A 16468-nucleotide genomic window follows, 5' to 3' on the forward strand; every position below is an offset into this window, starting at 1 on the left:
TCTACGCGCGGCTGCCGCGGGCGAGCCAGCAGGGGGAACAAAGGAAATGTTCGAAATAAAGTAAATGACCTGAAAACAACACTCGGCGGGAAAGACGCAAGCCGCGTCAGCGCGCGCCCTGACAAATGCGTGAGGGCGTGAACGGCCGTCATTCCAGAGCGATGCGAAGCATCGACCTCAGGTGCGCAATTGCGTACCTGAGAATCTCGAGATTCCGGGTCGCGCTGTCGCGCGCCCGGAATGACGGAGATTGGGCTCAGGCCGACTTCTTGTTCTGCCGGTTCTTGACGAGATCGTCGACGACGGCGGGATCGGCGAGTGTCGAGGTATCGCCGAGGCTGCCGGGCTCGTCCTCGGCGATCTTGCGCAGGATGCGGCGCATGATCTTGCCGGAGCGGGTCTTGGGCAGGCCGGGCGCGAACTGGATCTGGTCCGGCGAGGCGATCGGGCCGATCTCCTTGCGCACCCAGGTGACGAGCTCTTTCCGCAAGTCCTCGGTCGGCTCGATGCCGGCCATCAGGGTGACATAGGCATAGATGCCCTGACCCTTGATGTCGTGCGGGAAGCCGACGACGGCGGCCTCCGACACTTTCTCATGCGCCACCAGCGCGCTCTCGACTTCCGCCGTGCCCATGCGATGGCCGGAGACGTTGATGACGTCGTCGACGCGGCCGGTGATCCAGTAATAGCCATCGGCGTCGCGGCGGCAGCCGTCGCCGGTGAAGTATTTGCCCTTGTAGGTCGAGAAGTAGGTCTGCTCGAACCGCGCGTGATCGCCATAGACGGTGCGCATCTGACCCGGCCAGGAGCGTGTCAGGCACAGATTGCCGGTGGTCTCACCCTCCAGCACCTTGCCGTCGGCGTCGACGATTTCAGGCGCCACGCCGAAGAACGGCTGCGTTGCCGAGCCGGGCTTCAGGTTGGTCGCGCCCGGCAGCGGCGTGATCAGGATGCCGCCGGTCTCGGTCTGCCACCAGGTGTCGACGATCGGGCAGCGGTCCTCGCCGACGACGCGGTGATACCACTCCCAGGCCTCCGGATTGATGGGCTCGCCGACCGAGCCGAGCAGACGCAGCGAAGCGCGCGAGGTTTTCTTCACGGGCTCATCGCCGCCCTGCATCAGGGCGCGGATCGCAGTCGGCGCGGTGTAGAAGATGTTGACCTTGTGCTTGTCGATGACGTTCCAGAACCTGGAATTGTCGGGGTAATTCGGCACGCCCTCGAACATCAGCGTGGTCGCGCCGTTGGCGAGCGGCCCGTAGAGAATGTAGCTGTGGCCGGTGACCCAGCCGACGTCGGCGGTGCACCAGTAGATGTCGCCGTCGTGATAGTCGAACACGTATTGATGCGTCATCGACGCGAACACGAGATAGCCACCCGAGGTGTGCAGAACGCCCTTGGGCTGGCCGGTCGAGCCCGACGTGTAGAGAATGAACAGCGGATCCTCGGCGTGCATGTGCTCGACCGGGCATTCGGTCGTCACCATGGCAGCGGCCTCGTGGTACCAGAGGTCGCGCGTCGGCTTCATGTCGATCTTGCCGCCCGTGCGCTTGACCACGATGACCCAGTCGACACCGTCGGCCTTGGCCAGCGCCGCGTCGACATTGGCCTTCAGCGGCACCTTCTTGCCGCCGCGCAGACCTTCGTCCGCGGTGATGATCACCTTGGACTGGCAGTCGTTGATGCGCTGGGCAAGGCTGTCGGGCGAGAAGCCCGCGAACACCACGGAGTGGATCGCGCCGATCCGGGCGCAGGCCAGCATCGCATAGGCCGCTTCCGGAATCATCGGCAGATAGATGGTGACGCGGTCGCCCTTCTTCACGTTGCGGGTCCGCAGGATGTTGGCCATCCGGCAGACCTCGTCGTGCAGCTCCTTGTAGGTGATGTGCTTCGACTGCGAGGGATCGTCGCCTTCCCAGATGATCGCGGTCTGGTTGCCGCGCTTGGCGAGATGGCGGTCGATGCAGTTATGGGCGACGTTGAGGATTCCGTCCTCGAACCATTTGATCGAGATGTTGCCGGGCGCGAACGAGACGTTCTCGATTCTAGTCGGCGCGTGCATCCAGTCGATGCGCTTGGCCTGCTCGGCCCAGAACCCGTTCGGGTCCGCGATCGAGCGGGCGTACATTTCCTTGTACTTCGCCTGGTCGACCCAGGCCCGCTTGGCCCATTCCGCGGGGACGTCGTAGATCTTCTCGGACATTCTTTCCCTCCACATACGGCAAGCCAAACGCTGGCGACGCGCAAGCCGACTTGATCGTTGAACCGATTATGCGTCGGGCTAACCGGCCCCGACAAGGACCACAAGCTGGACCTTCGGTGAGCGGCCGGCCATGCGAAGGATCAAGGTGCACGCTCAGGCTGTCGCAAATCTGAAACAGGCCAGGAGAAGGCTTTCGGCTCTTTACCCAAATTCCCGCATTAGACCGGCGCAGGGCGCCCATGCGTCGCGGGAGGTATTTAGAAACCGCTTTTCACTGATTCGGGACTCGCAATGCGGTTCGGAACACCCTAAGTGGCTAACCCGGGTCCCAAGAGACCCTCCGAGGGACCTTCCAAGCGACCTTGGAACAAACATCAGAACAGCGGCATTAAACGGTAACGGACAGGACCAAGGCGTAAGGCTATGATGGATCAGCGGAATTTCGGGACTATGTCGCCCGCTTCGGCCGATCCTGCCGCCATTGGGCTGGCTAAAGCCCTCGGGCAGTGGCCGAAACCGGCCGGTTCCGCCCGTTCCAGCCCGAAAAAACGGTTCGATACGGCGCCCGCGGCGACGGTCGAGGCACTCGCCAGGGAGCTGGGCCTGCGGCTTGGCGACCAGAACGAGCTGACCATCCGCCGCATCCGGCGCGGCAAGGGCTACTCCTTCGTCCGTCCCAATGGCGCTCATATTCGCGACGCCCGTACCATCCGCCGGTTGCACGCCATGGCGGTGCCGCCGGCCTATCGCGAGGTGCGCTACTCGGCCGATCCGAGCTCGCATCTCCAGGCGGTGGGTCGCGATGCTGCGGGCCGGTTGCAATATCGCTATCACGCCGACTGGGAGAAGGTCCGCGAGCACCGCAAGGCGCATCGCCTGGAGAAGCTCGTCGGTGCGTTGCCAAAGATCCGGCGCAAGGTCTCGGCGTTCCTGTCGGGCGACGAGCCGACGCGTGAATTCGCGCTCTCGGCCGTGATCGAGCTGATCGCGCGCACCGCGATCCGCCCCGGTAATGAGTCCTACGCCCGCCTCAATGGCACCCGCGGCGCGACCACGCTGCTGAAGTCCAATGTCACGCTGGAAGACGATTGCTTCGTGCTGACCTTCAAGGCGAAGGGCGGCAAGGCGGTGCGCAAGGAATGCGACGCCGCGAAGCTGGTGCGCGCCATCGGTATCCTCAACGGCGTCCCCGGCAAGCGCATGTTCCAGTATCGCGATGTCTACGGCATCGTGCGCGCAGTCAGCACCACGCAGGTGAACGCGTTCCTGCGCGAGATCGCCGGCATCAAGATCTCGCTGAAGGATTTCCGTACGCTGATGGCCTCCGCCGTCGTCGTGGAATCGCTGTCGCGGATCACGCCAGCGACCAGCCAGCGCGGCCGCAAGAAGCAGGTGCTGGACGCGATCCGCGCCGCGGCCGACAAGCTCTCCAACACGCCGGCGATCTGCCGCAAGAGCTATGTCCACGACACCATCGTCACAGCATTCGAGGACGGCATCCTCGAACGTTTCGCTGCGACCATGAAGGGCCAGCGTTCGCAGGCGCGGCGCGAGCAGCTTTTGCAGCAGGTCGTGGCGACCGCGGCGGTCTAACGTCGGGCGGCTCCCTAATTGTTGCTGCGTGAGCTACATCTTGTCTGACACGCCTTTGTCCGGGCCGGGATCGCGACCCGCGGCCGCGCTCGTGAGCCGTTCCAGATAATGCGCCCACCCTCTCGCGTGCGCGGCCATCTGTTCCTCGGTCGGCAGCCCGCTATGCGTCATGCGCAGCAACGTGCCGCCGTCGCGTTCGATCAGGTCGATTTCGATCAGGCTCGATCCGGGCGGCACTTCCTGTCCGCCTTCCCAGCCGAAGGTGTAGGCGAGGCGATGCACAGGCACGACCTCGCGGAAGGCGCCGCGGGCGACACTGGCCCGCGGGCCGATGCCTTTGAGCATATAGAGCCCGCCGGGATGCGGCTCGGTGGTCGCATCCGACCCCATCCAGCTCAGGATCTTCTCAGGATCGGTCAGATAGGCGAAGACGGTGGCGCGCGGGGCTGCGATCTGGGTCTCGCGTCGCAATACGAACGGCTCGGTCATGGGCGATCATCCCTAGGCTGACATCCGGACATGGCGGCGCCGAGGCGGCCCGTCAAGGATTGCTCGTGACAAAGACGGCTGATCTTCGCCATCATCGTTTCATGCAACTTTCTCCGACCCTCGCCTGGCTTGTCGATGCCGCCTCAGAGTGTCCCGGCGCCGATCGCCTGCTCGCGGAACTCGGCGCGCATCTGCTTGCCGACGGCGTGCCGCTTGCGGCAGGCGCCCTGACATTGGAGGTGCCGCATCCGCTGATCGCGAAGCGGACCTGGTTGTGGCGCGCGGAGAACGGTCGGGTGATCGAGGCGCTCGGCTTTGCACCTGGTGGTTTGGCGCCCGATTTGCCCAACGATGCCGGCCGCCGCTGGCTATGTGACATCGCAGGCGGCGAGGTGCACGAAGATGTTGTCGGGCGCCGCGATGGGCCACTGCTTGGCTGGATCGGACCGCGGCCATTCACATCAGGCGAAATCGACCAGCTGAGTCGGGCCGCGCGCTTTGCCGCGACACGGCTCGCCGCGCTCGCTGCACGCGCCACGCTGCGGGCGACGCTGGAGGCCTATCTCGGCAAGCGCAGCGCCGAGCGGGTGCTGGCGGCGCCGTTACGGCGCGATCTCGGCGAGACCATCCAGGCCGCGCTGCTCTATGCGGATTTGCGCGGCTTCACCAGCTTGTCGGAATCAAGCCCGCCGGCGGATGTCATTGCCGCGCTCGATGCCTGGTTCGATCGCATCGCCGGCGCCGTTCACGCCTTCGGCGGCGAGGTGCTCAAATTCATCGGCGACGGCGTGCTCGCGATCTTTCCGGTGGTCGAGATCTCGCCGCGTCGCGCCTGTGATGCCGCTCTGCGTGCCGCAGGCGCCGCCGAAGCCGGGATGGCGTATCTCAATGCGGAGCGCGGCGCGCAAGGACTGCCGCCGCTCGCATTCGGTGCTGCGCTTCATCTCGGCGAGATGCTCTGGGGAAATATCGGCGCTGCCAACCGGCTGGACTTCACGGCGATCGGTCCCGCCGTCAATCTCGCGAGCCGGCTCGAGGGCCTGTGCAAGCCGCTCGGACGGACCGTGCTGGTCTCGGGTGCGCTGGCCGCCGAGACGGACATGCCCCTCGTCGCACTCGGATCGCATGCGTTGCGAGGTATCGCCGCGCCTTGTGAGGTGTTTACGCTGCCCGCGCCGCAGGCCCGGATAACGTAGGCCTCAAATCCCGCCCATCTTGCAAACAAGCTTCCATTCCTCTGCCGTCACCGGCTGCACGGACAGGCGCGAATATTTCACCAGCGCCATGTCGGCGAGCTTCTTCTCGGCCTTGATCGCCGCCATCGTCACCGGCGTCTTCAGGGGCTTGTCGGCCTTGATGTCGACGCAGACGAATTTTTCGGTCTTGTCGGTCGGGTCCGGATAGGCCTCCTTGATGACTTCCGCGATGCCGACGATCTCCTTGCCCTCGTTGGAATGATAGAAGAACGCCTTGTCGCCCTTCTTCATGTTCACGAGATTGATGCGCGCGGTGTAATTGCGCACGCCGGTCCAGGCCTCGCCCCTGGCGCCTTTCGCGACCTGCTGGTCCCAGGACCACACCGATGGTTCAGATTTCACCAGCCAGTATGCCATTTTTCATTTCTCTGCCTTGAAGGGGCGCGTCAACAGCCCTGAGATCGCGGCGTCGATCGTGCTGTTTCCGCACAGGATCGCCGCGACCGCTTCTGATACCGGCATCTCGATGTTTTGCGAAGTCGCGAGTTCGATCAGCACTGGCGCTGTGAATTCGCCCTCGGCGAGCTTGCCGGCGGGCGGCTGCTCGCCGCGGCCGAGCGCCAGGCCAAGCGCGAAGTTGCGCGATTGCGGGCTCGAACAGGTCAGGATCAGATCGCCGAGCCCGGATAGGCCGGTGAGCGTTTCGCTGCGCGCGCCGAGCGCACGACCAAGGCGCGTCAGCTCGGCAAAGCCGCGGGTGGTGAGTGCAGCCTGGGCGGAAGCGCCGAGCTGGCGTCCGACCGCGATTCCGACGGCGATCGCGAGCACGTTCTTGGCCGCGCCGCCGATCTCGACGCCGCGGACATCACTGGTGTGATAGGGGCGGAAGGTTGCCGAGCCCAGGGCCTGTACCAACGCGCTCGCCAAGGCCTCGTCCTTTGCCGCCAGCGTCACCGCTGTCGGCAGGCCGCGCGCGACGTCGTCGGCAAAGCTCGGGCCCGACAGGATCGCGGGCTGCGCATGGGGTGCGGCTTCGGCGATCACGTCGGTCATGAATTTGTGGGTGCCGTGCTCGATGCCCTTGGCGCAGGCGATGATCGGCACAGACTTCGCGATGTGCGGGGCCAGCATGTTGACCGCGCCGCGCAGGTGCTGCGCCGGCGTCGCGATCAACAGCATGTCGGCACGTGAGGCGAGCGTCAGCTCGCTCGTGACCACGATCTCCGGCGTAAGCGGCACGCCCGGCAGCCGCGGATTGTTGCGGGTCGATGCGATCCGCGTCGCATGTTCCGCGTTGCGCGCCCATAACGTCACCTTCCGCCCGGCGCGCGCGGCGACCGTCGCCAGCGCCGTACCCCAGGCGCCGGCCCCGATCACTGCGACGGAATGGAACGCTGCCATTGCTAGTATCCCGCCCGCGTCTTGCCGTAACCCGCCGGCGCGGTCGCGTTGGCGTCGAGCAGCCAGCGCGCGCGCGGCTGTGCTTCCATCGTGTCGGTGATGCCGAGTGCGAGGCGTTCGGCGCCGGCCCAGGCGATCATCGCACCATTGTCGGTGCAGAGCGCGGGCGGCGGCATGATCAGCTGCGTCCCGGCTTGCCGCGCAACGTCGAACAGCGCGCCGCGGATCGCCTGATTGGCGGCAACACCGCCGGCCGCGACAAGGGCACGCGGAGTGCCGAATTGTTCGCGGAAAAGTTTGAGGCCGACGCTCAGCCGATCGGCCGTCGAATCCAGCACCGCGGCCTGAAAGCTCGCGCAGAGATCGTTGACGTCCTGCGGCGTGATCTCAGCCAGGCGGCTCGCCTCGGTGCGCACCGCCGTCTTCAATCCCGACAGCGAGAAATTGGCATCGGGGCGTCCTTGCATCGGCCGCGGGAAGGCAAAGCGCGTGGCATCGCCGCTCGCTGCCGCGCGCTCGACCTGCGGGCCGCCGGGATAGGGCAGGCCGAGCATCTTCGCGACCTTGTCAAAGGCCTCGCCGATTGCGTCGTCGACGGTGGTGCCGAGCCGCACATATTGACCGACGCCGGTGACCGCGACGATCTGGGTGTGGCCGCCGGAGGCGAGGAACAGGCAATAAGGAAATTCGATCCCGTCGGTCAGGCGCGGCGTCAGCGCATGCGCCTCGAGATGGTTGACCGCGACCAGCGGCGTATCATGCACCATCGCGATCGCCTTCGCGGTGGTGAGCCCGACGATGACGCCGCCGATCAGCCCCGGCCCCGCGGCGGCCGCGACGCCGTCGAGCTGGGCGAAGCCGATGCCGGCATCACGCATCGCTTGGTCGATGATGCCGTCGAGCAGGTCGACATGGGCCCGTGCGGCGATCTCCGGAACGACGCCGCCGAAGCGGGCATGCTCCTCCACTTGCGACCGCACGACATTGGACAGGATCCGGCCGCTCCCGTCAGGCGCGCGCTCGATCACGGCCGCCGCGGTCTCGTCGCAGGTGGTCTCGATGCCCAGTACCAGCATTGGCGAATTGTTATCCAATTTGCGCCCTTGCGCTCATCCGTAAAGCAGAGTTCAGGTACGTCCGGTAGCATTCCGAGGTCGGCTTGCGCAATCGTCAGGCGACGCCGTCCCTCGAATGAGCCGCCGCCACGTGGTCCGGGAACACAAGCGATGTCCATTCTTGTCACACGGCCGCATCCCGACAATGAGGCGACGGCGGAAAATCTGCGCGCGCGGGGTCACGTGGTGCTGCTCGCACCTGTGCTCAAGTTCGAACCGGTCGCTTTCCATGACGAGAGTGAGGCGGGCTACAGTGCCGTCATCGTCACATCGGCCAATGCGATCCGTGCTGTCGCGCCGCAATTGCGGGACCTTGGCCTCTCGGAGCTGCCACTATTCGCGGTCGGCGAGCACACGGCGGCCGTGGCGCGTGAGATCGGCTTCACGAAGGTGATCGTTGCAGGCGGCGATGCCGCTTCCCTGCGCGACAAGGTGATGCAGAGCGCGCGCGACAAGGTGTTGAAGAAGAAAACGACGCTGCTCTATCTTGCGGGCGCGGATCTGTCGCGCGATCTCGGCGGCGAGCTCGGCGCGGAAGGGTTCAGCGTGGTTACGCAGACGACCTATCGCATGGCCCCGGTCAAGCTTCTGCCGCGCGAGGTCTGCGAAGGTTTTGCCGCGCACGGCATCGCGGCGGTGCTGCACTACTCCCGGCGCAGCGCGCGCGCCTTCCTGGATGCGGCGCGGGACGAAGGCGTCGAAATCTCGGCACTGGCGATTCCGCAATGCTGCCTGTCCGAGACGGTCGCCGGCGTACTGCGCGACGCCGGCGCGTCGCAGGTTCTGGTGGCCGCGAGCCCGGACGAAAATGCCTTATTTGACGCCTTGGAGCGTGCTTTGCGCACCCGTTTGGCGTAAGAGGACGGGCCGAATCCGAGGCAATCGGGCTCGTTTCTGGTATGCAAGTGTGAGGAACCGTCACGATGGCCGACGACAAGCCTGAAGACGCAGGATTGGCCCCCGAGTCCAGCCGTGCCAAGCGCACGCCGCCCACCATCGACCTCGAGGCGACCGAAGTCTCCACCCAGCCGCACGACGTGGCGGGTGAGCCGGAGGCGCCGCCGTCGGCCGAGCAGGCGGCATCCGAGCAGGCCGGTGCCGACGACGCCGAGGTCGAGACCGTCCAGGCGGAGCAGGAGCGCAGCGAGACGCAGACCGCCGCTGCGTCCTCGGCCATTTCTCCCTGGGTCATTGCGCCATTTTCCGGTGCTGCCGCTGCCGCGGTCGTGATCGCGGTCGGTTGGGTGCTGGGCTGGCCCGCAGTGCAGGCTCCGCCGGCCGCGCCGCAAGTGACGAGTGCGACGGTCGATGCGCTGACCGGTCGTGTCGCCGCGGTCGAAGCCAAGGCGGGCAAGCCCGCCGCCGATCCGGCGATCATCACGCGGCTCGATGCGCTGGAAAAATCCCTCGGCACAATGCGTAGCGACATCGCCAATTTGCGAGCGCAGTCCGACAAGACCGCGAGCGCATTGAACGATGCCAAATCCGCGCCGCGCGACGCGGCGGCCTCACCCGACCTCGCCGCGCTCGCCGACCGCATCTCCCAACTCGAGCGTGCCAGCACGACCGCGCGCGCCGAGCTCGCGCAGCAGGGTGAAAAGATCGCCGATGCGAAGGCGATGGACGACAAGCCGTTGCGCTTTGTGGTCGCCGCCACCCTGCTCGACGTCGCCCTTCGCCATAACGATCCCTATGAGGCGCAGCTTACTGCTGCGCGGTCGTTCGCAGCCAAGCCCGAACTGTTGAAGCCGCTCGATGGGTTTGCGGCGTCGGGCATTCCGACGCCGGTCGCGTTGACCCGCGAGCTCCTCAATATCGTGCCGAAGCTGTCGCCGCCGCCGGAAGCGCCGGCTGCGGGTGCCGGCATCGTCGAGCGCCTGCAGGCGGGCGCATCAAAGCTTGTCCGCATCGAGCGCACCGACGGGGTCGGCAACGACCGCGGCGCCATCGTTGCGCGGATCACGGCTGCGGCGCTGCGCAACGATTTCGCCGAGGCGCGGCGCGAGCTGAAGACGCTGCCCGAGACCGAGCGTGCGCCGGCGCAGGCATGGCTGGACAAGGCCGATGCCCGCGACGCCGCGCTCGCGGCCTCCCGCAAATTTGCCGATGACGCTCTGGCTGCTCTCGCCAAGCCTGGTCAGTAAGCCTGCTCAATAAGATTCGCGCAACATTCCGCGCGTATAGGGATCGCTATGCTTCGCATCGTCCTCTTCCTCGTTCTGATTGCGCTTGCAGGCGCCGGCGCGGCCTGGGTTGCCGATCAGCCCGGCGATGTCGTGCTGACCTGGGGCGGTTTCCGGGCCTCGCCGAGCATTCCGGTGTTCGTGCTCTGCCTCGGCATCTTTGCAGTCCTGATCGTGTTGCTCTGGAGCATCCTGACGATGATCTGGCGCGCACCGGGGCGGATGCGCCGCCGCCGTCATGAGAAGCGCCACGCGCGCGGCCGTCACGCCATCACCCACGGCCTGCTCGCGATCGGCCATGGCGACACCGCGCTCGCCCGCCGTCACGCCGAAGCGGCGCGGCGGCACGCGCCCAATGATCCGCTCGCGCTGCTGTTGCATGCCCAATCGGCGCAGCTCGACGGCAATCGCGATGAGGCGCAGCGCGTCTTCCGCGCCATGGCCGAGCGCGAGGATACGCGACTGCTCGGCCTGCGCGGCCTGTTCATCGAGGCGCAGCGCGCTGATGATGCGGTCGGTGCCGTCATGATCGCGGAGGAAGCGATCAAGCTGTCGCCGTCCTCGACCTGGGCCTCGCATGCGGTGCTCGGCTTCCGCTGCGCGCGCGGCGACTGGAGCGGCGCGCTCGCGATCCTGGATTCGAACCTGTCCGCCGGGCTGATCGACAAGCCGGCCTACCGGCGGCAGCGCGGCGTGCTGCTGACTGCGCGCGCGCTGGAATTGGAGACGATGGACCGTGACGTCGCGCGCGAGAGCGTGATGGAAGCCGTCAAGCTCGCGCCGACCTTGGTGCCGGCTGCCGTGCTCGCCGCGAAATTCGAGAGCGAGGCGCATCAGGTGCGCCGCGCGATGAAGCTGGTCGAAGCTGCCTGGCTCGCCAATCCGCATCCCGATCTGGCGGATGCCTACGCCCACGTCAAGCTCGGCGATGCCGCCCGGCAGCGCCTGCAGCGGGTCGAGACGCTCGCGGCGAAAACGCCTGCGGACAAGGCTGGTCATGTCGAGGGCCAGCTCGCGATTGCGCGCGCCGCGATCGATGCCTCCGAGTTTGCCCGTGCGCGCGAGGTGCTCGGGCCTTACGTCAACGATCCCACCCAGCGTGTCGCGCTGCTGATGGCCGAGCTCGAGCGCACCGAGCACGGCGATGGCGGCCGTGCCCGCGCCTGGACCTTGCGCGCGGTGCGCGCCCGTCACGATCCGGCCTGGACCGCGGACGGCTATGTCAGCGACCGCTGGCGTCCGGTCTCCCCGGTCACCGGCCGGCTCGACGCCTTCCAGTGGCAGACGCCGGTGGCGAGCCTGCCCTCGGACAAGGGCACGACGATCGAGTCCTCGGCGTTCGAGGAAGCCATGCTCGCGGCCCCGCCGCCGAAGCGGGTGACGGTGGCGAGCGAGGTGCCGGCGGAACCAGCCGTGGCTGCGCCCGCTCCGACCCCTGCCCCCGCTCCGGCCGCGCAGGACAACGCGCCCCCGGTGGCCAAGGAAGAGCCGGTGACGGCGCCCGCCGAGCCGGTCAAGGCGACCCTAGACGCCGCCGAATCATCGCCGGTGGCGGAAACCCCGGTGTTCCGGACCCGCGCCGACCTCGGCAAGCCGGCACAGGCGCCGATTCAGGCCGTCATCCCGATCATCCGCGCGCCGGACGATCCCGGCATCGATGACGATGGTCCAAGCGATGAATTTACGGAACAAATCGGCACGCCCAGGGACCAGGCAAAGGCCCAGGCCGGCGGTTGGCGCGGATTCTGGTCCCGCTGGGGTGCGTGAGGCCTATTTCGCCTCCGGCTTGTTCTTGCCAATTCGGGCCATGCCCGATATCAGGAGCGCGCGTATCGGGACCGGCATTGCCGGGTCCCGGCAGGGTTGGCCGCAATAGCTCAGTTGGTAGAGCACGTCATTCGTAATGACGGGGTCGGGGGTTCGAGTCCCTCTTGCGGCACCAGCGCCTCCTGAATTCATCCGATCGCCGCAGCCCAGATTCTGCCCGCTGAACCTGCGACGCGCCTGCGTCGCGCGCGACGCTTGCCGTGCGGAGCTGAAGTCGGAGACGGCGGTCCCCGCGTGATTTCTCTCACATAACCTCGCGCGGCTTTCCCGTAGTGTCCCGGTCACGCAAACACGGGGAGTTCTCACATGCGCAAGATCATTCTGGTTGCCGCCATGGTTCTGGTCTCGGCCTCTGCGCAGGCAGGCGGCTCACGCAGTCTTTCGCTGGCGACAGCCAATGAGCAGGCTCCCGCGGTGCAAGCGGCTGCGCCGACCACCGCAGCGACCCAGGTGAGTGAAATCGCACCGGCGGCCAGCGCGCCGAAATATGTCGATCGTCCGCCGGCGGTTTCGGCTGCCGCGCCAGTTGCTGCGACGACGACGTCAGCGCCTGCCACGACCAGGCCTGCACCGAAGACGACGGCGAAGGCCGACAAGCCCAGGCACAAGCGCTGGACCGAAGGCCGCATCATCGCCGAGCTGCACCGCCACGGCGTCTATTGGTAAGCGACCGCACGTCGTTCGCAAAATGAAAATGGCCGGGCTGAGCCCGGCCATTGTGTTTTGTCAGAACCAAAGCGCTTAGCGCTGCGAGACCGTCTGCACCACGCTCGAGACCGGGCGCGCATTCGTTGCGCTGGGTGCCGGCACCTTCAACTCCTTGAGCACGGCTTCGTCATACTCGGGCAGCGAGTCGAACGTCGTCTTGGCCTTGATCTGCACGATCTTGTAGCCGCCGGCCTTGAGGCGCGCCAGCAGCGTCGGCAGCGCTTCGCCGGTGCGCTTCTGGAAGTCGTGCATCAGGACGATGCCCTTGCCGAGCTTGTCGAGCTTGGTCATCACGTTGCTGACGATCTTGTCCGGCGTGTTCTCCTTGCGGAAGTCGAAGGAGTCGATGTCGGTCGAGAAAATTCCGAGGTTGCGGCTGCCGAGATAGCTCACGAGCGCCGGATTTTGCTGAAGCTGCGGGAAGCGGAAGAACGGTGACGGATTGGTGCCGAGCGCCCATTTCACCGCGCTGAAACCCTTCTCGATCTCGTCCTTGGCCTGCTGCTCCGTCATCTTCTTGCCGTTGAGATTGAGGTGCGACCATGTGTGCGTGCCCACCGTGTGGCCCTGAGCCAGAACCTGGCGCAGGATTTCCGGATGCCAGGTGGCGTGCTTGCCGACCGAGAAGAACAGGCCCTTGGTGCATTCATCGGCCAAGGCCTTCAGCACGGCCGGCGTGTTGTGCGGCCAGGGACTGTCGTCGAAGGTCAGCACGACCTCCTTGTCGGCAAGAAAATCAAACTGCTTGAACTGCTCGAAGCCGAAGCCCGGACCGCCGGTCGTGTCGATCTCGACCACGCGCGAGACGCCCAAGGCATTCGGATTGGTGCAAGTTGTCGTCTGCTGAACCGGAGCCACCACTGCCGGTGCGGGCGCAGGAGCGGGCGCGGCGGCAACAGCGGTCGGCTTGGCGGCGATCGCCGCGGTGGTCTCGACGTCGTCCTTGGCGGCGAGCTTGGCCGACGCCGGCAGCGGATCGGCGGCACGGGCGGCCGTTGTCTTGGGGGCGCCCTGGTCGGCGCGCGAGGAATAAAAGTACCAACCTCCGGCGATCACGACCGCCGCGAGGACACTGGCCAGCATCAGGCCTAACGCATTACGCATCGCTACTCTTTCCAAATACGCAACCAAATCAGCGGAATTTCCCGCGCGACGAGCCATTAATGCGAAGGAACAGTTAACGTGACACCAACGCGACAGCGGATGCGGAGGAATTTCAGTCAGGTGCGCCAAAGTGACCGATGTCACAGAGGTTGGTCCGCCCGTGACCATCATCACAGTGGAAACGACTTTCCTGGAGCATCGTAGCTCCCATCGACAACGGGCCCGCCCTCCGCGGTGCCAATGGGAGCTTCAAATGACGAAGTCGTTTTCCACCAAGTCCTTCACTGCAAAGATCCGCGACACCGGCCTGGCTCTGGGTTTTGCCGCCATCGTCTCGATCGTCTCAACGACCTCGAGCTTCGCCTTCTCGGCCGAAGCGCAGCAGATGTGCACCGGCGATGCCTTCCGCCTGTGCTCCTCGGAGATCCCCAATATCCCGAAGATCACCGCCTGCATGATGAAGCATCGCTCGGATCTGAGCGCCGGCTGCCGCGCGGTGATGGACAAGGACCTGGCCAAGGGCGCCTCACGCAAGGTCGCTGACGCCCAGGACAGCCAGTAAGAAACCGCTTCGCAGCTCCCGCGCGGTGTGCCCCGGCGTCATGCCGGGGCCATCGGCCGGCACCGGTCCGCCTGCCAATAAAGCCGTTGCGGCCCTGGGATCGTCGCACTAGCTTCGCCCGCACATCTCAAGGGTACGAGGCATTACGCGATGACCAGATTTCTTTTCATTGTTTCTTTTGTTCTGTGCGCATCGGGTGCGTCGGCTCAGCAGCAGCCCGGCCACGACGCCTGCGCGCGCGACGTCACGCGCTTCTGCCGGGCTGTGATGAACAATGGCGACAGCGCCGTGCTCGCCTGCCTGAAAGAGCATCGTGCGCGCCTCAGCAAGGCCTGCGACAAGGTGCTGACGGACCACGGACAGTAGTTGCCCGGCCTTCGCCGTGACGACGGCGGAGTTAGGTGCTGCTGCCTGCCGCGGTCGCGACAACGGGCAGCACCTCGGCGCTGGCGCGATCCGGCGTTTCTTCTTTCCAGCGCACCGAGCCGAACGGCCGCTCCAGCATGCGGCGAATCCGCACCGGCTCGGGACCGATATGGAAATCGATCGCCTGCTGATGCAGCGCGCGTTCGGACTGGGTCGAACGGTTGCGCTGGCGTAAGTAATCGAACCAGGTCGGGCAATGATAGCGCTCGGTCCACAATTCGGGATCGGCAATGTCGCGCGCGATCGACCAGCCATAGGCGCCGTTGCGCTGCCGGGAGAGCTGCACGTCCTGCATCACATTGTGAAAGGCGCGCGCATTCTCCTGGGCGACGCGATATTCGATCTCGACCACCAGCGGTCCGCTGCGCCCGGTCAGCGACAGCCTGACCTCGGGATCGGCCAGCACCTCGGCATCCTCGTTGCGGGCGCCGACGCGCGGCATCGCGAGCCAGAATCCCAGCAGCGGCGAGAGCAGCATCAGCACCGCGGCCGTCAGCAGCGCGACCTCGACGCCGGCATAGTCGGTGAGATGGCCCCAGCCCCAGGCACCGATCGCGATGCCGCCGGAGATCGAGGCCTGGAACGCAGCGAGCGATCGTCCGGCGACCCAGCGCGGCGCGGAGAGCTGCACGCCGATGTTGAACAGCGCCACCGCGGCCATCCAGACCGCGCCAGCCAGCACCAGCGCGGCCGCGGTGAGCACCGGCTCGGTCGAGAGCGCAATCGCCGCCATCGCGAACGCCATCGAGAGCGTGCAGGCGCGGATCGCCGCCTCGCCACTCATGCGCTTGCGCAGCTCGTGGATGTTGAGCGCGCCGACCACGGCGCCCATGCCGAAGGCGCCGAGCATGATGCCGTAGGTCTGGGCGCCGCCGTGCAGCAGGTCGCGCGCGACCAGCGGCATCAGCGCCATGATCGCGCCGCCGATCAGGCCCATCACCAGCGTGCGCAGCAGCACGATCTTGATCGGCGGCGAATTGGTGATGTAGCGAAAGCCGGAGACCATGGCGCGGTTGAGCTTTTCCCGCGGCAGGCGCGACGGCTCGGTGGTCCGCCGCCAGAGCAGCAGCACCACCAGCAGCGGCAGATAGAGGATCGCATTGCAGGCGAACGCCGCGACCGCGCCGGCTGCGGCGACGATGACGCCGCCGACCGCGGGGCCGAAGCTGCGCGCGATGTTGTAGCTGATGCCGTTCAGCGCCACCGCCGATGGCAGCGCATCCGGCGGCACCTGCTCGCTGACCGAGGACTGCCAGGCGGGTCCGAACAGCGCATTGCCGCTGCCGACGACGAAGCAGAAGGCCAGCAACGATTCCGGGGCGATGAGCTTGAGCCCGGCCAGGATCGTGAGCGCGGACGCGCCGGTCAGCGCGATCATCAGCGCGACGAGCGTCACGATGCGACGGTCGTACATGTCGGCGATGGCGCCAGCCGGCATCGAGATCAGCATGATCGGCAGCATCAGGGCGGTCTGCACCAGCGCCACCTTGTCGGCCGAGGCGGCCATCTGCGTCATTGCCCAGGCCGCGCCCACGCCCTGGATCAGGAGGCCGAGATTGGAGAGCAGGCTGGCGAGCCAGATGCGCCGGAATACGGTGTACCGCAGGGGGGCCGCGATGCCGTCGGCGGAGCGTCTCTGACGGTTCGTCTGCTCGGTCATA

The 16468-nt window shown here is 66.4% G+C and carries 15 protein-coding genes and 1 tRNA gene; 9 read left to right on the forward strand and 7 right to left on the reverse strand.

The genetic code is table 11. The annotated features are described in order from the left end of the window. Positions 1-256: 256 nt before the first annotated feature. Positions 257-2203: an acetate--CoA ligase gene (gene acs, locus ACWAT4_RS01380; protein ID WP_212424139.1), complete on the reverse strand. Its 1947-nt coding sequence runs from the start codon at positions 2201-2203 to the stop codon at positions 257-259. Positions 2204-2626: 423 nt separating this feature from the next. On the opposite strand from acs, the gene ACWAT4_RS01385 reads away from it, so the two are divergent. Beyond that, complete coding sequence (locus tag ACWAT4_RS01385; protein ID WP_212424138.1) at positions 2627-3796, forward strand: DNA topoisomerase IB; 1170 nt, start codon at positions 2627-2629, stop codon at positions 3794-3796. A 33-nt stretch (positions 3797-3829) separates the two neighbouring features. Here ACWAT4_RS01385 and ACWAT4_RS01390 read toward each other — a convergent pair whose 3' ends face one another. Continuing rightward, positions 3830-4285 carry an SRPBCC family protein gene (locus ACWAT4_RS01390; protein ID WP_449729637.1) on the reverse strand — a complete coding sequence of 152 codons (456 nt, stop codon included), beginning with the start codon at positions 4283-4285 and terminating at the stop codon, positions 3830-3832. A 101-nt stretch (positions 4286-4386) separates the two neighbouring features. Here ACWAT4_RS01390 and ACWAT4_RS01395 point away from each other — a divergent pair, with 101 nt between their 5' ends. Continuing rightward, positions 4387-5481: an adenylate/guanylate cyclase domain-containing protein gene (locus ACWAT4_RS01395; protein WP_449731324.1), complete on the forward strand. Its 1095-nt coding sequence runs from the start codon at positions 4387-4389 to the stop codon at positions 5479-5481. Between the two features lie 3 nt (positions 5482-5484). Here the strand turns inward: ACWAT4_RS01395 and ACWAT4_RS01400 are convergent, their stop codons facing one another. The 3 genes from ACWAT4_RS01400 to tsaD are packed head-to-tail and all read right to left on the reverse strand — an operon-like array spanning position 5485 to position 7958. Beyond that, positions 5485-5898: an EVE domain-containing protein gene (locus tag ACWAT4_RS01400; RefSeq protein ID WP_449729638.1), complete on the reverse strand. Its 414-nt coding sequence runs from the start codon at positions 5896-5898 to the stop codon at positions 5485-5487. Positions 5899-5901: 3 nt separating this feature from the next. Beyond that, positions 5902-6882, reverse strand: a complete 981-nt coding sequence (locus ACWAT4_RS01405) for an NAD(P)H-dependent glycerol-3-phosphate dehydrogenase (protein WP_212303262.1) — start codon at positions 6880-6882, stop codon at positions 5902-5904. A gap of 2 nt (positions 6883-6884) precedes the next feature. Then, positions 6885-7958: a tRNA (adenosine(37)-N6)-threonylcarbamoyltransferase complex transferase subunit TsaD gene (tsaD, locus tag ACWAT4_RS01410; RefSeq protein WP_449729639.1), complete on the reverse strand. Its 1074-nt coding sequence runs from the start codon at positions 7956-7958 to the stop codon at positions 6885-6887. 150 nt (positions 7959-8108) lie between these two features. Here tsaD and ACWAT4_RS01415 point away from each other — a divergent pair, with 150 nt between their 5' ends. From ACWAT4_RS01415 to ACWAT4_RS01435, 5 genes are all read left to right on the forward strand, one after another. Then, positions 8109-8855: a uroporphyrinogen-III synthase gene (locus tag ACWAT4_RS01415; protein ID WP_212303260.1), complete on the forward strand. Its 747-nt coding sequence runs from the start codon at positions 8109-8111 to the stop codon at positions 8853-8855. A gap of 65 nt (positions 8856-8920) precedes the next feature. Then, entirely contained in the window at positions 8921-10141 is a 1221-nt protein-coding gene (locus ACWAT4_RS01420) for a COG4223 family protein (protein WP_449729640.1), read from the forward strand. A gap of 48 nt (positions 10142-10189) precedes the next feature. Beyond that, complete coding sequence (locus tag ACWAT4_RS01425; RefSeq protein WP_212424134.1) at positions 10190-11947, forward strand: heme biosynthesis protein HemY; 1758 nt, start codon at positions 10190-10192, stop codon at positions 11945-11947. A gap of 99 nt (positions 11948-12046) precedes the next feature. Next, positions 12047-12122 (forward strand) — tRNA-Thr (locus tag ACWAT4_RS01430). 191 nt (positions 12123-12313) lie between these two features. Further along, on the forward strand, positions 12314-12673 hold the full coding sequence (locus ACWAT4_RS01435; protein ID WP_212303257.1) for a hypothetical protein: 360 nt from the start codon (positions 12314-12316) through the stop codon (positions 12671-12673). A 75-nt stretch (positions 12674-12748) separates the two neighbouring features. Here the strand turns inward: ACWAT4_RS01435 and ACWAT4_RS01440 are convergent, their stop codons facing one another. Beyond that, a complete protein-coding gene (locus ACWAT4_RS01440; protein WP_212303256.1) occupies positions 12749-13819 on the reverse strand; it encodes a polysaccharide deacetylase family protein in 1071 nt (356 codons plus the stop codon). A gap of 253 nt (positions 13820-14072) precedes the next feature. On the opposite strand from ACWAT4_RS01440, the gene ACWAT4_RS01445 reads away from it, so the two are divergent. Both ACWAT4_RS01445 and ACWAT4_RS01450 read left to right on the forward strand, forming a co-directional pair. Further along, positions 14073-14381 carry a hypothetical protein gene (locus ACWAT4_RS01445; protein ID WP_212303255.1) on the forward strand — a complete coding sequence of 103 codons (309 nt, stop codon included), beginning with the start codon at positions 14073-14075 and terminating at the stop codon, positions 14379-14381. 150 nt (positions 14382-14531) lie between these two features. Beyond that, entirely contained in the window at positions 14532-14747 is a 216-nt protein-coding gene (locus tag ACWAT4_RS01450; RefSeq protein WP_212303254.1) for a hypothetical protein, read from the forward strand. A 31-nt stretch (positions 14748-14778) separates the two neighbouring features. Here ACWAT4_RS01450 and ACWAT4_RS01455 read toward each other — a convergent pair whose 3' ends face one another. Continuing rightward, positions 14779-16467, reverse strand: a complete 1689-nt coding sequence (locus ACWAT4_RS01455) for an MFS transporter (protein ID WP_212424133.1) — start codon at positions 16465-16467, stop codon at positions 14779-14781. Position 16468: the final 1 nt, after the last annotated feature.

This window comes from Bradyrhizobium sp. T-1, assembly GCF_053592855.1.

Bases quoted from the DNA above. Each gene is read 5' to 3' on its own strand.
- acs (WP_212424139.1), bottom strand. From the start codon at position 2,203: ATGTCCGAGAAGATCTACGACGTCCCCGCGGAATGGGCCAAGCGGGCC.
- ACWAT4_RS01385 (WP_212424138.1), top strand. From the start codon at position 2,627: ATGATGGATCAGCGGAATTTCGGGACTATGTCGCCCGCTTCGGCCGAT.
- ACWAT4_RS01390 (WP_449729637.1), bottom strand. From the start codon at position 4,285: ATGACCGAGCCGTTCGTATTGCGACGCGAGACCCAGATCGCAGCCCCG.
- ACWAT4_RS01395 (WP_449731324.1), top strand. From the start codon at position 4,387: ATGCAACTTTCTCCGACCCTCGCCTGGCTTGTCGATGCCGCCTCAGAG.
- ACWAT4_RS01400 (WP_449729638.1), bottom strand. From the start codon at position 5,898: ATGGCATACTGGCTGGTGAAATCTGAACCATCGGTGTGGTCCTGGGAC.
- ACWAT4_RS01405 (WP_212303262.1), bottom strand. From the start codon at position 6,882: ATGGCAGCGTTCCATTCCGTCGCAGTGATCGGGGCCGGCGCCTGGGGT.
- tsaD (WP_449729639.1), bottom strand. From the start codon at position 7,958: ATGCTGGTACTGGGCATCGAGACCACCTGCGACGAGACCGCGGCGGCC.
- ACWAT4_RS01415 (WP_212303260.1), top strand. From the start codon at position 8,109: ATGTCCATTCTTGTCACACGGCCGCATCCCGACAATGAGGCGACGGCG.
- ACWAT4_RS01420 (WP_449729640.1), top strand. From the start codon at position 8,921: ATGGCCGACGACAAGCCTGAAGACGCAGGATTGGCCCCCGAGTCCAGC.
- ACWAT4_RS01425 (WP_212424134.1), top strand. From the start codon at position 10,190: ATGCTTCGCATCGTCCTCTTCCTCGTTCTGATTGCGCTTGCAGGCGCC.
- ACWAT4_RS01435 (WP_212303257.1), top strand. From the start codon at position 12,314: ATGCGCAAGATCATTCTGGTTGCCGCCATGGTTCTGGTCTCGGCCTCT.
- ACWAT4_RS01440 (WP_212303256.1), bottom strand. From the start codon at position 13,819: ATGCGTAATGCGTTAGGCCTGATGCTGGCCAGTGTCCTCGCGGCGGTC.
- ACWAT4_RS01445 (WP_212303255.1), top strand. From the start codon at position 14,073: ATGACGAAGTCGTTTTCCACCAAGTCCTTCACTGCAAAGATCCGCGAC.
- ACWAT4_RS01450 (WP_212303254.1), top strand. From the start codon at position 14,532: ATGACCAGATTTCTTTTCATTGTTTCTTTTGTTCTGTGCGCATCGGGT.
- ACWAT4_RS01455 (WP_212424133.1), bottom strand. From the start codon at position 16,467: ATGACCGAGCAGACGAACCGTCAGAGACGCTCCGCCGACGGCATCGCG.